Origin of the sequence: Lentzea pudingi, assembly GCF_014646255.1 — a bacterium.
Taxonomy (GTDB): domain Bacteria; phylum Actinomycetota; class Actinomycetes; order Mycobacteriales; family Pseudonocardiaceae; genus Lentzea; species Lentzea pudingi.
This window is the reverse complement of the sequence record NZ_BMNC01000004.1, coordinates 379,707-394,855: the sequence shown is the minus strand read 5'-3', so window position 1 is coordinate 394,855 and position 15,149 is coordinate 379,707. Positions and strand designations below refer to the sequence as shown.

Annotated in this window: 10 protein-coding genes; 3 read left to right on the top strand and 7 right to left on the bottom strand. The window is 67.0% G+C overall.

Going from position 1 to position 15,149, the window contains the following annotated elements; translation table 11 throughout:
* Nucleotides 1–160 precede the first annotated feature (160 nt).
* On the bottom strand, nt 161–991 hold the full coding sequence (locus IEY88_RS17205) for a helix-turn-helix transcriptional regulator (protein ID WP_189155763.1): 831 nt from the start codon (nt 989–991) through the stop codon (nt 161–163).
* A 102-nt stretch (nt 992–1,093) separates the two neighbouring features.
* Here IEY88_RS17205 and IEY88_RS17200 point away from each other — a divergent pair, with 102 nt between their 5' ends.
* Nucleotides 1,094–1,855 (top strand): SDR family NAD(P)-dependent oxidoreductase, encoded by a 762-nt coding sequence (locus IEY88_RS17200; protein ID WP_189155762.1) that lies wholly within the window; start codon nt 1,094–1,096, stop codon nt 1,853–1,855.
* 535 nt (nt 1,856–2,390) lie between these two features.
* Here the strand turns inward: IEY88_RS17200 and IEY88_RS17195 are convergent.
* From IEY88_RS17195 to IEY88_RS17180, 4 genes are all read right to left on the bottom strand, one after another.
* Nucleotides 2,391–4,700, bottom strand: coding sequence for a GDSL-type esterase/lipase family protein (locus tag IEY88_RS17195; protein WP_189155761.1), 2,310 nt, complete (start codon nt 4,698–4,700; stop codon nt 2,391–2,393).
* 670 nt (nt 4,701–5,370) lie between these two features.
* Nucleotides 5,371–6,549 (bottom strand): cytochrome P450 family protein, encoded by a 1,179-nt coding sequence (locus tag IEY88_RS17190; protein ID WP_189155760.1) that lies wholly within the window; start codon nt 6,547–6,549, stop codon nt 5,371–5,373.
* A gap of 44 nt (nt 6,550–6,593) precedes the next feature.
* Nucleotides 6,594–7,802, bottom strand: a complete 1,209-nt coding sequence (locus tag IEY88_RS17185) for a cytochrome P450 (RefSeq protein ID WP_189155759.1) — start codon at nt 7,800–7,802, stop codon at nt 6,594–6,596.
* Nucleotides 7,803–7,899: 97 nt separating this feature from the next.
* Nucleotides 7,900–8,502 carry a TetR/AcrR family transcriptional regulator gene (locus IEY88_RS17180; protein ID WP_189155758.1) on the bottom strand — a complete coding sequence of 201 codons (603 nt, stop codon included), beginning with the start codon at nt 8,500–8,502 and terminating at the stop codon, nt 7,900–7,902.
* A gap of 138 nt (nt 8,503–8,640) precedes the next feature.
* On the opposite strand from IEY88_RS17180, the gene IEY88_RS17175 reads away from it, so the two are divergent.
* Entirely contained in the window at nt 8,641–9,018 is a 378-nt protein-coding gene (locus tag IEY88_RS17175; protein WP_189155757.1) for a class I SAM-dependent methyltransferase, read from the top strand.
* Between the two features lie 289 nt (nt 9,019–9,307).
* Here the strand turns inward: IEY88_RS17175 and IEY88_RS17170 are convergent, their stop codons facing one another.
* Together IEY88_RS17170 and IEY88_RS17165 are read right to left on the bottom strand one after the other, a co-directional pair.
* Entirely contained in the window at nt 9,308–10,438 is a 1,131-nt protein-coding gene (locus tag IEY88_RS17170; protein ID WP_189155756.1) for a chymotrypsin family serine protease, read from the bottom strand.
* 156 nt (nt 10,439–10,594) lie between these two features.
* Nucleotides 10,595–11,722, bottom strand: a complete 1,128-nt coding sequence (locus IEY88_RS17165) for a S1 family peptidase (protein ID WP_189155755.1) — start codon at nt 11,720–11,722, stop codon at nt 10,595–10,597.
* A gap of 474 nt (nt 11,723–12,196) precedes the next feature.
* On the opposite strand from IEY88_RS17165, the gene IEY88_RS17160 reads away from it, so the two are divergent.
* On the top strand, nt 12,197–15,007 hold the full coding sequence (locus tag IEY88_RS17160; protein WP_189155754.1) for an RICIN domain-containing protein: 2,811 nt from the start codon (nt 12,197–12,199) through the stop codon (nt 15,005–15,007).
* Nucleotides 15,008–15,149 lie beyond the last annotated feature (142 nt).

The window sequence follows — 15,149 nt, the reverse complement described above, 5'->3', positions numbered from 1 at the left end:
TCACTGAATGGCGATCGCCCTAGCGCGCACCGATCAGGCGGGCGATCGCGGGGCTGACATCCGAGCCGAGACGACGATGCTCGTCTCCAGCCCCATCCATTGTGGACAGCCCTGAGATCAACTGGGTGGATGCACGGCAAGGTATGGCTGTGCGTTGCTGTCAGCCGACGGTCTCCCATGCCGCGAGGAGCGGCAGGTTCCGCGCGGTGAGCGAGTTCGGTTCGACGGTGTAGACGACCAGCCGCTGTTCGGGCTCGTGCGGTTTGGCGACCGATTCGATCCAGAACTCCAGCGGTCCAGCCACTGGGTGCGCGATCCGCTTGGCCACCGACGTGCGGTCGGTGACGCCGTGATCATCCCACCACCGCGCCACGTCTGGGTCGGAAGCGCGCAGTTCGGCGATCAGCGCGCCGAGGCGTCGGTCGGCGGGGTGCCTGCCGAGCTCATACCGCATCGCACCGACGGCAGCGGCGGCGAAGTCAGCCCAGTTCACGATGCGCTCGCGAGCGAGCTGGTCAAGGAAAAGCCAGCGCAGGAAGGAGAACCCTGGCTCCATCGGCGCCCCGAGCACGCCGGTGAGGAGTCCGTTGCGCGCCAGGACCTCACCGCGGCGGCCGAGCAGCAACACCGGGACATCGAGGCTGTCCATCAATCGCAGCAGGCCGGGATCCGCCTGCTGCGGTGCGCTGTCGTCGCGCAAGGCGCGTCTGACAGGGGCGGCAAGGTCGCGAAGATGCTCGCGTTCGATGTCGTCAAGTCCGAGCGCCCGCGCCAGCGCTTCCACGACGTTCTCGCTCATCGTGTGCTGCCGGCCCTGCTCGATGCGGCTGTAGTGCTCCGGGCTGAGCCCCGCGAGAACAGCCAGTTCCTCGCGGCGCAGCCCAGGCACTCGGCGCAGGCCGGGAAACGGTTCGATCCCCACCTGCGCCGGGGTCAGGCTGTCCCGGCGCGAACGAAGGAAAGCCCCGAGGGCGACACGGTCTGCTGGCACGTCCACCAGCCTAAACAGCGTCGAGGGCTCGTGCCTGGTCATGCCGTGACCAGGCACCGCTCGCACTGGTACCCCGCCCCGAAACTGGTTTGTCTGGACGGCATGACCCAGACACTCACCGGTCGCACAGCCCTCGTCACCGGATCCACCAGCGGCATTGGCGCCGCCACCGCGCACCGACTCGCCGCTGAAGGCGCGCGGGTCGTCGTCACCGGTCGCGACGTCGCGCGCGGTGACGCCGTGGCGAAGGAGATTCGCGACAACGGCGGCGATGCGTTGTTCGTCGCCTCCGACCTCACTGCCGCTCCTGACGTTCTTCGTGAGTTCGCCAAGGAGGCCACCGACGCCGCGGGCTCCCCCATCGATCTGCTGGTGCACAACGCCGCGGTCTGCCCCGCCGTGGACACGCTCGCACTGTCCGATGCGGACTTGGAGCAGACACTCGCGGTCAACATCCGTGCCCCGCACGTCCTCACCGCCGCGCTGGCGCCCGCGATGACGAAGCAGGGACAGGGCGTGATCATCGTGGTCGGCTCGTGGATGGCGGAGGTCGGCCACCCGTTCGTCGGGCTCTACTCCGCGTCGAAGGCAGCCGAAGCGCAACTGGCCCGCAGCTGGGCAGCCGAGTTCGGGCCGCGCGGCGTGCGCGTCAACATCGTCGCGCCGGGCGCCACGCGCACCCCGATCAACGACGGCTCCGACGACGTCATCCGCCGCATGACCGAGAACCTCCCGGCCGGGCGCGCAGGCCTGCCAGCGGACATCGCGGCCGCGATCGCTTGGCTGGCCTCGGATCAGGCGGCGTACGTGCACGGCGCGACGATCGCGGTCGACGGCGGCATCACCACGACCAGAGCTGCCTGACAGCGCACTAACCAAACACGTCCAGAGGGCGTGACAGCTCGCGGCTCTGTCCGAGCCCAGTCAGGAACCTGATCATCATTTAGAACGAACACAAACTTGCCGTCCGGGATCTGGGTGTACTCGCCCACGATTGCAGCGACCGTGGTGTCGCCGTCGCCCTGAATGGTTCACCAGGTCACCAGACGCGACCTCGACTACTGAGGTCTTCCCGTTCTGGGCGGCGGCGGTTGCCGGCCACCTGCTGACTCTCCTCGACGCCACGCACTTCCTCGGCGGAATCGCCGGCTACAACCTCAAGGAAACCGACGACGAAGACCTGGAGCGGCTCGAGAACACGCCTCACATGACCTGTGCCTACCCCCGGTCCGCTCGCCGCGAGGGTGCCCAGCGTGGGCGGATGCTTGTGCGGCACTCGAAAAGCACGCCGCCGCGCACGGACGCGTCGACAGCAAGAGGTAGATCCACGGAAGCAAAGGGGCCGGTGGCGCCGCGTGCGCCACCGGCCCCTCCGCTGCTCAGCAGGCAGCCGCCGCTCTCAGCTGACGCCCGACACGCCCGCTGCGATCTGTCCTCGATAGGCCCAGTCGTCGTCGGTTCGTTCCCACTCCTTCACCGAGCCGCCGGGGCCGACCGCCAGGTAGTCGGCCTTGCCGTCGCCGTTGATGTCGGCGAACTGGACCTGGTCGGGCGAAACCCCGACTCCGGCCGCGAAGTTCGGCAGATATACCCAGCCGGCGCCGTCCGGGCTGTCGCCACCGTTGTTCAGCCAGCACCGCACCGAGCTGTTGTCGCCCACCGCGAGGTAGTCGACTCTCCCGTCGCTGTTGACGTCGGCGAGTCGCACCCTGTTTCCAGGAACCCCGACGCCCGCGGCGACCTTGCCGAGGGGGCGCCATCCGCCTTCCACTCCGCCACCGTCGAAGAGCCAGACGTTCAGCGATCCGTCGTCACCGACGACGATGTAGTCGGCTTTGCCGTCCCCGTCGAAGTTGGCGAACTGGACGTGGCCAGGCTGGGCACCGACGCCGGCTGCCACCGTGCCGTTGTACGCCCAGCCCTCGTACGGGAGTTCCGAGGCAGGCACGACCCTGTCGCCGCCCTTGTTGATCCACTCGCTGACCGAGTTGTCCGGTCTGATGGCGAGGTACTCCGCCTTCCCGTCGTTCGTCATGTCCGCCATTCGCACGCGGTTTCCGCCGACGCCGACTCCGGCGGCGACCCGCCCCAGCGGCGCCCAGCCCTCGTACGGGAGTTCCGAGGCGGGCACGACCCTGTCGCCTCCCTTGTTCAACCAGACCCGGACAGATCCGTCGGGGTCCACGACGACGTAGTCGGCCTTGTCGTCGCCGTCGAAGTCGGCGAAGCGCACCTGGGTGTCGACCCCCGGCGTGAGCCCGGAAGACGCGCTGGCGTCGCCTGGGTTCGGTTTTGGTTCCGGTTTCGCTGCAGGTTCCGGATCCGCTGGCGCGGGATTGCCCGGTCCTGGGTCGGGGATCCACTTCTTGTCCACGGCTTTCCTGATGCCGTCGTAGAACGCGTTGCCCATCTTGGCGTAGCCCCGGTCATTGGGGTGCAGCAGGTCGTCCAGGTCACTGGTGGTGACTGCGGCCATGTCGACGAACAGGACGTGCTTGCCGGCGTTCGCCCGTTGCGCGACGACATCCGGAACACGCCGGTTGAACTCGGCGACCCGCGCCTGCGTCGTGGCATTGGCCGACGGTACGAGCGAGGAAACGAGCACAGTGGTTTTCGAGTTGGCCGCAAGGATCTGGTCGATCAGCGCGCCGAGCCGGTCCGGTGCCGTGGCCGTCTGGTAGTTCCGGTCCATGTCGTTCGTTCCCAGGTGCAGGGCCACGACGTCCGGGCGGTACGTCGAAGCCCAGGCAGTCGCATTGGCGGCGATCTCGTCGATTCGAAAGCCGGAGTGCCCTTCGTTGTCCCGGTCGGGAATGCTGCCGCTGCGCTGACTGCCGACGAAGTCGGCCTTGGCGGCCAGCCTGTCGTACAGCACCCCGCGGTACGCCGCGCCGTTCGAGCTGCCGACGCCGGCGGTGATCGAATCCCCCAACGGCAACACCGTCAGCTTTCCCCCGCCGCCAGTCGGCGGGAGGACGATCAGGCCCGGAAGGTAGCTTCCGATTTCCTTCAGCTTGTCGCCCACGACGCTGAACCCGTCACGGATGGACGAGAAGTACCCAGGCAACTTCCTCGCCGTGTCCTTCACCCAGGTCCCGAACTGCGTCAGCAGGCCGGGCAAGGTCTCTTTGGACCAGACGTTGATTCCCGCTTCCCACAGCGCTGCACCGAAACCGGCGATCAACGCGGTCCACAGTGCCTTCGCCCACTCCTCCGCGTCGGCGGCCTTGCCGTCGATCACCATGAGAATCATGCTGCGGGTCATGCTGCCGATGAAGGCGCCGAGGATCGCGCACGCGACCGGGATGACCAGACCGGCTTCGGGATTGGTCGCCACCAGCGTGCCGACGCACAGCATCCGGATTCCCAGGCCGACCATGACGCCGACCACGGACGCCAGAGCGGTCGCCCACCAGGAGGCGTTCGTCCAGACTTCGCCACCTCGGATGACGACCTGCAGCCCCGTCGGGGTGGTGGAGAAGGTGCCGTCGAACTGGTGCCAGTCGTCCGTGGACGAGCCCGGCACGTCCACCCTGTAGGTCTGCAACTGACTGAGGATCGTGTCGCTCAGGTGCGCGTGGCCCTGCTGGATCTCGGTGACGATCCGGTCCAGCTCGGCGCGGTCGTAGTCGCTCTGCAGGTCCAGCGAGACGACCACGTCTTCGCCCGCGGCCGCGACTTGGACCCCGTTCAATGCCGCCGCCGGCACGACTGACTCTCTCGCGCTGGAGATGACCGCTGCGTCCGCAGTCGAGGTACTGCTCACCATCATCGCAACGCACAGCGTCAACGCTGTGCCGAGGGTAGAGAATTTACGTCGTTGCGGGATTTTAGTGCGTCTGAACACGGTAGCCATCCTTGCTTCACCCGGATTAGGCATTCAAAACACTCACGGGCGCAATGTTCCCAGGGAGATCTTTCCTGACGTCATGACCATCGTGGGCCAACAACGAGTGAACATCTTCGTGGAGCAAACGCCGCACAAAGGGCCCATGCATCAGCGCGGTCGCGCGCCTACCATTAGCGCGCCGCAAATTATCGCAGCAGGTTTTGTCCCCCGGCCGACGCAAAGCACGGGTTCAACGCGCCCGCACACAGGCCGCGAATCGGGCACAGATAGGCCGAAGGATGATTCCACCACCAGGCTACCCGCATAGATCGCAGGTCAGCCTTGTTCTTGTCCTTTGGTACTCCCGCCGATCAATCACTCGTCCCGCTTGTCATCGAACCCCGAGGCGCAAATGGATGATGCCGGCCACTCGCAGTGCGACGGACGCCTGCAGGCGGGCATCGATTCGATCTCGTTGGGAGGGTGATCGTCCACATGAGCATCATTCTCATAGCGATCATCGCGATCGGAGCGCCTGAGAGCTTGATGCTCAAGTACCCAGCAACACCGGCAGCTCCTTCAGACCGCGTACGACACGACTGCGCCTGTATTCCAGCTCCGCGGGTTTCACAGCTAGTGACATGTTCGGGCGCGCGGTGATCAGGGTTCGAATGGCCTCCTGTCCCTCGACCCTGGCGAGCTGTGCTCCGAGGCAGTAGTGCAGGCCGTGGGAGAAGGCCAGGTGCCCGGTTTCGGTGCGGTCGAGCCGTAGTTCCTCAGCGTCGGGGAAGCGTTCCGGATCGCGGTTGGCGGCGGCGAGCGACACCTGCACGACGGACCCGCCCGGAATCGTGACTCCTGAGTACTCGACGTCCTCGGTCGTGTAGAACGTGCTCAGGGAGTGGACCGGGGAGTCCCATCGCAGGAACTCCTCCACCGCGGCCGGCATGCGATCCGGGTTTTCGCGCAACGAGACGAGCTGCTCAGGGTGGGTCAGCAGGGCGAGCAGACCGTTGCCGATGAGGTTGACCGTCGTCTCGTGCCCGGCGATCAGAAGCATCACCGACATCGAGACGAGTTCGGTATGGGAGAGCTTGTCGTCGTCGGCGTCGTTGATCAACGCGCTGATCAACGCGTCATCTGGCTGAGTCCGCTTCGTCTCGATGAGACCGGACAAGTAGACGTACAACTTCCCCATGGCCTCCATCGACGCTTCCGGAGTGGAGTCGTCAACGACCACACCGGACCAAGCGGCGAAATCGTCGCGATCCTCAGGCGGAACACCGAGCAGCTCGCAGATCACGAACACCGGCAACAGGAACGCGTACTCGTGCAAGATGTCGACTCGCCCAGTGGCCGGCAGTGCGTCGACCAGCTCGCGGCTGAGCTGTTCCACGCGAGGGCGCAGCGCTTCCATGCGCCGGGTCGTGAACACCCGCGAGACCAGCCTGCGCAGTCGGGTGTGGTCTGGAGGATCCATCAGCACCATCATCTCCACCGCGGGGCCCGGCGCCTCGGCGCGCTGCTCGGGTGGCAGTGTGTAGCGCTTGTCCTTGGACAGCCGTGGATCGGCGAGCGCGGCGCGTACGTCGGCGTAGCGGCTGAGCAGCCAGACCGTGGTGCCCGCGTGATCGATGCGGTGTACCGGCGCGGCCTCCCGCAATTCGGCGTAGGCCGGATAAGGATTGTCCCAGAAACCACCGGCGAACAGCTCGTGTGCAATAGTCATCGGCTCTCCTCGTGGAGGTGCGGAAGTGGTGGAGGCGGGTTCGGTCACCAGGTGACCGGGAGGTCGTGCAAACCGCCGGTGAGCCGCTCGGTGTGCAGGCTCAGCTGGCCCACGTCGACCGCGAGCCGAAGATCGGGCACGCGGGCGAACAGGGTGGTGAGCGCGATCTTGAGTTCGACCCGTGCCAAGCTTGCGCCGATGCAGTAGTGCGCGCCGTGCCCGAAGCTCAGATGAGGTGCGCCGGTACGCCGCTCGGGGTCCAAGGCTTCGGGATCCGGGAACACCCACTCGTCGCGATTGCCCGCGAGCGTGGAGATGATGACCGCGTCCCCGGAAGCGATCGTGACCTCGCCGATCGTGATGTCCTCGCGCGCATATCGCGCGAGACCGAAACCCTCGGGTGCTGCCAAGCGCAGCACCTCCTCGACGATCGGGGCTCGACTGTCCGCGTCCTCGACCAGCCGGCGGCGTGTCTCGGGATTCTCCAACAGCAGTAGGGTTCCGATGCTGATGCGGTTGACGGTGGTTTCATGCCCCGCGAAGAGCACGCCCGCGACGACCATGGCCAGTTGGCTGTCGGTGAAATCAGGATCGTCGCGCTGGGCCTGGACGAGATCGGTGATGACGTCCTCGCCCGGCTCCCGCTTCTTGACCTCGGCGAGCTCCGCCGCGTACGTGAACAGCTCGACGACGCCCGAAAGCGGATCGTCACCGGTCATCGTGGCCGAGCGCTCGGACAGGTCCTTGAAGTGGTCGCGGTGGCTGTAGGGCACACCGAGCAGCTGGCAGATCACGAAGATCGGAAGCGGCAGCGAAAGGTGCTGGTGCAGGTCAACAACCTTGCCGTCACCACCCTCGGCGATCATGCGGTCCACGAGCGAGTCGGTCAGCGTCTGCACCTCGTCCTCAAGACGCCGCATGCGACGCGCGGATAACGAGGGCACCAGGACGCGACGCAGGCAGGCGTTGAAGGCCGGCTCGGCGTCGAAGTCTCCGACCGGGCCGCCGTTGAACCCGGAGTTGGAAATCCGGGAGGCTTCGCCGGGCCGGCGATGCGAGCGCCCCAGCCGCGGGTCGCTGAACAGCGCCTTGGCCTCGGCGTAGCCGGTGACCAACCAGGCCGGATCGCCGGCAGGGGTCAGGACACGAGAGACCGGGTGGCGGGCCCGCAGATCCGCCCAGACCGGTCCGATGTCGAGCACCGCCGGACGATCGAACGGCAAGCGAGGGATCTCCGCGGTATCGGGCCGCATCTGCCAACTCCCAGGGATGAACCGTGTGTTCGCCTCCTGACGGTACCGCTAAATGGCACACGACTGTCACTTAGCTCGGATGTGCTCTAGGACACGATCATGGAAGTAGCTGCTTGGCCTCGCCGGCGCGGCACCCGTCCAAGAGCAAGGCGAGGTACCGCCGCCATCGCACGGGCTGCTCGCTGTCGAGCTCGGGCACGACGAGCATCGTGGCCACGACCATGGCGATGAGCGACGGGAAGTCGGCCGCGTTCAGGTCCTTGCGGGCCACTCCGGCAGCCTGCGCCCGCGCCAAAGCACGCCCGAGCGGTTCGATGAAGCTCTGAGTTGTCGCGCGTGTGACCAGCGCGGTGTCCTGTGCCGCCTGCAGCAACGCGGAGTTGTTGGCAACGCTGACAATCGTGGCCTCAAGCCCGTTCACCAGGCCCTGCCACGGATCGTCGTGCGAGACCGCGGCCTCGACCAGGGGGCGGACCTCTTCGGCGACATACTGCTCGAACAACGCGCTGACAAGATCTTCGCGCCTCGCGAACCGCCGGTACACCGTTCGCAGCCCGACCCCGGCCCGGATCGCGACATCGTTGATCCCGAACCCGGCACCCTGCTCGACGATCACAGCGCGCGCCGCCTCCAGGATGCGCTCGTGGTTGCGGCGCGCGTCCGCACGCAGATTCTGCGTCGACCCAGGAGTCTCACTCATACCGACAGCATCCACGGCCCGAAACCGCTTGTAGCCACCCACCCCAGTGGGAGCACGACCGAATGTTCACACCGTCGGTGTTGCCGTGGAAGCGGCGATACCGACCGAGCTCGAGCGGACATAGGTGCAGTCACCAGAGTGCTCGCCGCGCGGCTGGGCGGTCGTGGCCACCAGATAGCCATCGAGGCCGACTCCGGCATGCTGTCCTTCTTCCGCCGTCACCAACCCGACGCGGCGGCTCACCACGCCGATGCCGCGGACATCCAGTCCGTACTGGAGGCGGAAGGCCGCGGACCTGCGGATGTGGTGATCTCCTGCCTGCCGTGGACGTTGTTCACCCACGCCAAGCAACAGCTGCTGCTGGAACGAGTCACAGACGCCATTGCACCGGATGGTGTGTTCACCACCTTCACCTACCTCCAAGGGCTGGCGCTGCCCACCGTGGACGATCAGGCCAAGCTGCCTGTGGGCGAATATGTTCAGGAAGCGGAGCAAGACCGACTTCGGCCTTGTTGATCCTAGGGCGAGGCCAGCCGTCTGTGCTGGCCTCGCCCTAGGATGTCCCGCTCGGATCTGGATCCAGCAGGTGGCTCCACGCGACGAACTCAGCCCTTGAGCGGGAGAGCCCGAAACAGCACCCATGCCGACCGCGTTCGACGACAACTCGACGACCTCGACAACAACCAGGCGCGCCCGGAAGCGGAGAACGCCGAGTAGCCCAAGGTAGGTCGTCAGCCAACGACACAAAGCCTGTCACGACGAGGGACGGGTTCCCGTCAGCGGAGAACCCGTCCCTCGCGCGCGATCACGGGATGTCGACTCCGAAGTCGCGGGCGGCTGTGGCGAAGTCCTGGAACGCCATACGCGGCCCAGCAGCGCGGGTGACCGTGCCGTTGGCGTGCACGCCGCCGGAAACGCGCGAGTACACCGAGCCGCCGCTGTCACCACCCCTGGCGCCGGGCTGGCCCTGCTGCTGCTCGACCTCGACGAGGTCCTCCCTGTCCTGCCAGAAGAACAGCACCTTCAGGTCGCACACCGGACCGCCGATCTGCTCAGCACTGGTCACCCCGCTCTGGCACAGGTACTGACCGACGAAGACATGCCCCCAGCCGACGACGTGTTCGGTGGTGTTGCTGTCCCGTCCACCGACGTACATGCGATCGCTGACCTGACTCGCCGGCACCAGTCCGATGTCGTGGTCGTCGTGGCCGTGACTGGTGTTGCCGATGAACTCACCTCGTCCGTCGGCGATCCGATGGCCGACCTGGCCGCAGTGCTCGGCGGTCAGGACGAACTGCCGGCCCGCGCCGTTGCGGACACCGAACCCCGACGTGCAGATGGTGCTCGCGGTCTGGTTCCACGTGCGGGCACCGCCGCTCCACGGCGGACTGTCGTCCTGTCGCGACACCGGCATCAGTTGTTCTTCGTACCGCACCGAGACGGGAACACCCGCGATGTCGGAGACCTCGGCAGAGCTGTTCTGCATAGTTGCCAGGTCGGTGGACACGACCAGACCGCTGCCGTCGCCGGTGCTCTTGATGACCGCGGTGGACTCACCCCCCTGCCCCAGCCAGGTCCGCAACCGCGCAGTGGCGTCGTCGAGCTCAGCCTCGCTGTGCGCGGCTGGCCGGATGTGAACCGGAGCGTGCCGGGTGGCCCGTTGTACCGCCGCGGTCGCCGCGTGGGGAGCAGCTCCCTTCCACCACAGGTTGACCGCGGTGTCGGTCAACGTGATCCCGGCATAACCGGACAAGGCGGGCGTGGCGGCGTACAGAACCTCGGCTGCTTCGACTAGAGGCCGCTGGGCCAGCGACCGCTGCTCGCCGGCGGTCAACGCCCTGGCCACGGCGCCTTGGGCCGCAGGGCTCACGGCCAGCACTGCGAGTGCGATGGCCGTCAGGGCAAGGATTCTCTTGTGGAACGCAGTTCGATGCACGTTCGCTCCTCATGGCAGGGAAGAAACGAATCACGTCGAAGACATGCAGTACCTCGACGCGGACCGAGTCGACACGTGAGTCTTGAGCCCGCTCGTCGACTCGCCAGATGAACGGCTTGTGTGAAGGCTGAAGCCCTAAAGCTGGTCCTCCGATGATCAGGCGGTGTGCAGGCGCAGCCCGTAGACGTTCAGGATCTCGTTGATCGGCTGGAACCAGGTGCGGCCACCGCTGGAGCAGTTGCCGTAACCGCCGGACGTCACGCCCTGCGCCTGGTCACCGGTGATGAACGAGCCGCCGGAGTCGCCGCCCTCGGCGCACACGCTGGTGCCCGCCATCTGGTGGACGTCGCCCTGCGCGTAGCGGATGGTCTCGTTGCGGCTCTGGACCACGCCGCAGTGCCAGCGCGTCGTCGAGCCGGAGCGGCACACCGAGGTGCCGACCGGCGCCTCCCACGAGCCGCGGACCAGCGAGTCGGGCACGGTGCCCCAGCCGAGCACGACGGGCACGGTCCACCAGCCGCCGCCGGTGCGGACCCACGCGTAGTCGTTGCCGGGGAAGGAGGAACCGGCGAAGTTGCCCTGGAAGGAGCGGTCCCAGCCGTAGACCGCCGCGCCGTTGCCGCCGCAGTGGCCGGCCGTGACGTAGCCGCCGTGCACCGAGAAGCCGATGGAGCAGCGGACGTTGCCGGTGTAGTACGGGTCGCCGCCGACGGTGCCCGCCGCGAACGGCTGCGGCTGCTGGACGCTGGCGGTGTTGACGCTGATGGCGCCGAACTGCTTGGCCTTGTCGAGGAACGCGACGACCTCGGCGGTCTGCTTGCCCGCCTCGACGTTGACGACGATGGTGCCGGACTTGGGGTCCGGGTGCCAGCTCGCGACCGCGGCCGGCACGGAGCCGGTCGCGGACAGGGCGTCGAGCCGGTTCTTGTGGGCGTTCATCGAGCCGGCCGAGCGGCTGACGACCTTCGCCACGGCGCCGGTGGACTCGACCCGGCGGGCCGCCGACTGGTCGGTGACGCCGACGACGAGGCGGTTGTCCTCGAACCAACTGCCCGCGTGGGCGGTGCCGGCCTCGGCCTCCGCGCGCGGTGCGAGCACCGACGCGCGTTCCTCCTTCTCCAGGCGCAGCCGCGCCTGCTGTTCGCTCAGCCCGAACACCGAGCTCATCGCGGCGAGCAGACCAGGTGATAACTCTTTCGCCGACGCCTGCAGCGGCGTCACAAGCGTGGTTCCGACCAACACGAGCGCCAGCACCGGCGCGATTCTCGGCAGGGTCGATCGCATGCTCTCCTCCTTGTCCGTGCAGGATCGCCACCGGCCCCGTTGCCGAGGCGACGAACATGAGAGCGCTCTCAAGCTGCATCAAGCAACTCGGACCGGTCAACACATGACACAACTCGTGTCCTGTCCAACCCTGTCCCTTCGGCTGATCGCACCTGCCGTGGCAGCCACCGCGACTACACAGCTTTGGTCCGTGCGCGCTCCGGTGGAACATGCGCGATGACGGCACAGGCGACTCCGTTGCGACATCGATGACATCGTGGTTACGGTGGCGTCGGCCGCGACGGCACGAGGCGTGCTCGCCGGCTCTGCCCGCAAGGGGATGGCGGGCAGAGCGGGCGAGCTGAGTTCCGGTGGCCCTCGTCGAGCTCGCTCCCCTGTTCCCGACATGACCGAGGGGAACTCCGGAGACCACGGTTACAACGTTGTAAATCTGGCAGGTGCTCCGCCCGTCGACGACGACGCACAAGGAGAGTCATGTCGATCCAGCGCAGAACGATCTTGGTGGCGGGACTTGCCGCGACCACGACCCACATGCTCGGCAGCGCATCCAATGCGGCTGAAGGACCGCTGTACGGCTCCTATCGCGCTCCTTTCCGCAAAGCGGCCTACCTGCGACTGCCGCCAGGCGCGGTGACCGCCCGAGGTTGGCTGGCCACCGAGCTGGACAAGCAGCTCAACGGCCTGAACGGCCGGCTCGAGCAGATTTCGCACTTCCTGCGCTTCGACCGCTCGGGATGGGTGCACCCGGACAACGGCGGCTGGGAGGAGTTGCCGTACTGGCTGCGAGGATTCGGTGATCTCGGCTATGTCACCGGCGATGCGCGGGTGCTCGACGACACCGCGCGGTGGATCGAAGGTGTACTGGCCACACAGGCCGCCGACGGCTTCTTCGGGCCCCGCGGTCTGCGGTCATCGCTCAACGGGCATGCCGACTTCTGGCCGCACATGCCGATGCTGCACGCACTGCGGTCGTGGGCCGAGTACCACCGGGACAGCCGAGTCGACCAGGCGTTGACGAGGTTCTTCGCGTTCATGAGCCGTCAGCCGGACGCGGTGTTCACCGACGGGTGGGGCCTGACGCGCTGGGGTGACACGTTGGACGTGATCGCGTGGCTGCACAACCGGACCGGCGATCCGCTGCTGGTGGACCTGACGCACCGCATCCACCGGCTGTCCGCGGACTGGTCAGGCCCCCTGCCCACGCTGCACAACGTCAACATCGCCCAGGGCTTCCGCGAACCCGCCCAGTACTGGCTGCTGTCGGGAGACGACGCTCACCGCAACGCGACCTATCGCGCCTACGACACCGTCATGCGCACCTACGGTCAATTCCCGGGCGGCGGTTTCGCCGGTGACGAGAACGCGCGGCCCGGATTCGGCGACCCACGCCAAGGCTTCGAGACGTGCGGCATCGTCGAGCTCATGGGAAGCCACGAGCTCCTCGGGCGCATCACCGGCGACCCGGTCTGGGCCGACCGCACCGAGGAGCTGGCGTTCAACCTCCTCCCCGCCGCCCTCGACCCGGCCGGGAAGGTGAGCCACTACGTCACAAGCGCCAACAGCGTGCGCCTGGACAACGATGTCAAGCGCCGGAGGCAGTTCCAGAACGGCTTTCCGATGCTTGCCTACAAGCCGGGCATCGACGAGTACCGCTGCTGTCCGCACAACTACGGCCAGGGCTGGCCGTACTTCGTGGAGGAGATGTGGTGGGCCACCGACGACGGTGGCCTGGTGGCAGCGCATCACGGCCCGTGCCGGGTGACGGCAGAGGTAGCGGGTGGTCAGCCGGTCACGATCACCGAGGAGACCACCTACCCGTTCGGAGATGTCATCACCTTCCGGCTGGAGACCGCTCGGCCGGTGACCTTCCCCCTGGTCCTGCGAATCCCAGGCTGGTGCCGCACAGCGTCGGCCACGGTGAACGGCCAACCGGCACCTGTGTCGGCCGGCTTCTCCACCATTCGCCGGCAGTGGTCCTCCGGTGACGTCATCGTCCTGCGCCTGCCGATGTCACCTGTTCTGCGGACGTGGCAGGGCAACCACAACGCGGTCTCAGTCGAGCGCGGCCCGCTCACCTTCTCGTTGCGCATCGACGAGCGGTGGAACCGGTACGGGGGCACGGTCGACTGGCCCGAGTGGGAGGTGACAGCCGCCTCGGCGTGGAACGTCGCACTCGACTCCGATCCGCAGCTGACCGCCGTCAGCGGCGGCGGCAACCCATCGGACCCGTTCGCGCCGGGCAACAGCCCTGTCCAGATCACGGCGCGGGTGCGCGAGGTGTCCGACTGGAGTGCCGACGGCGAACACGTGGTGGGCACGCTCAGCGACAGTCCCGTCCAGGTCTCCTCGGTTGCGCGGCAAGCGACACTGATCCCTTCAGGTGCGGCAAGGCTTCGCATCACCACCTTCCCGCGCAGCGGTGGCTCGCGCGGGTGGGGCACCCCCGGCGTGCTGATCCGGCTGCAGAACCTCAACAGCGGCAAAGTGCTGGCCGTGGACGGGATGTCGACCGCGAACTCGGCGAGAGCGGTGCAGTTCGCCGACACCGGGACCGCGGACCACCTGTGGCGACTGGTCGACCTGGGCAACGGCCGGGTCAAGCTGCGCAACGAACATTCCGGCAAGGTGCTCGGCGTCGACCAGATGTCCACCGCGGACTCCGCACAAGTCGTGCAGTTCGAGGACAACGGCACCGCTGACCACCGGTGGGAGCTGCTGGACAACGGTGACGGCTGGTTCCGGTTGCGCAACGAGCACTCCGGCAAGGTGCTCGGCGTCGACCAGATGTCCACAGCGGACTCCGCTCGGGTGGTGCAGTTCGCCGACAACGGGACCCGCGACCACCTCTGGCGGGCGATACCGGACGGGATCGTGAAGATACAGAACCTCAACTCGACCAAGGTTCTGGGCGTCGACCGCATGTCCGCCGCCGACTCCGCCCGCGTGGTCCAGTTCGCCGACAACGGCACTCGGGACCACCTCTGGCAGTTCCTGCCCGACGCTGACGGCTGCTTCCGCATCCGCAACCTCAACTCCGGCAAGGTGCTCGGCGTCGACTTGATGTCCACTGCGGACTCCGCACCCGTGGTCCAGTTCGCCGACAACGGAACCGCAGACCACCTCTGGCGCCTGCGGATCGACACGGACACCGTGTGGCGTCTGCAGAACAAGCACTCCAGGAAGGTCCTGGCCGTAGACGGCATGTCCTACCAGGACTCCGCGCAGGTCGTGCAGTTCAGCGACACCCACACTCCCGACCACATGTGGCGTCTGCTTCCGGGCTGATCCACCTCGCCGGGCCACCCCGCGACCGACATCCGACCCAAGCGGTAGTAAATCCGGTAGTTAAAATAGCCAGCTATAAGCGAGATGCCCGAATATCCCTGAGACGCGAACGTGCGGTTCCTGCAGATCAGGACATAAACAC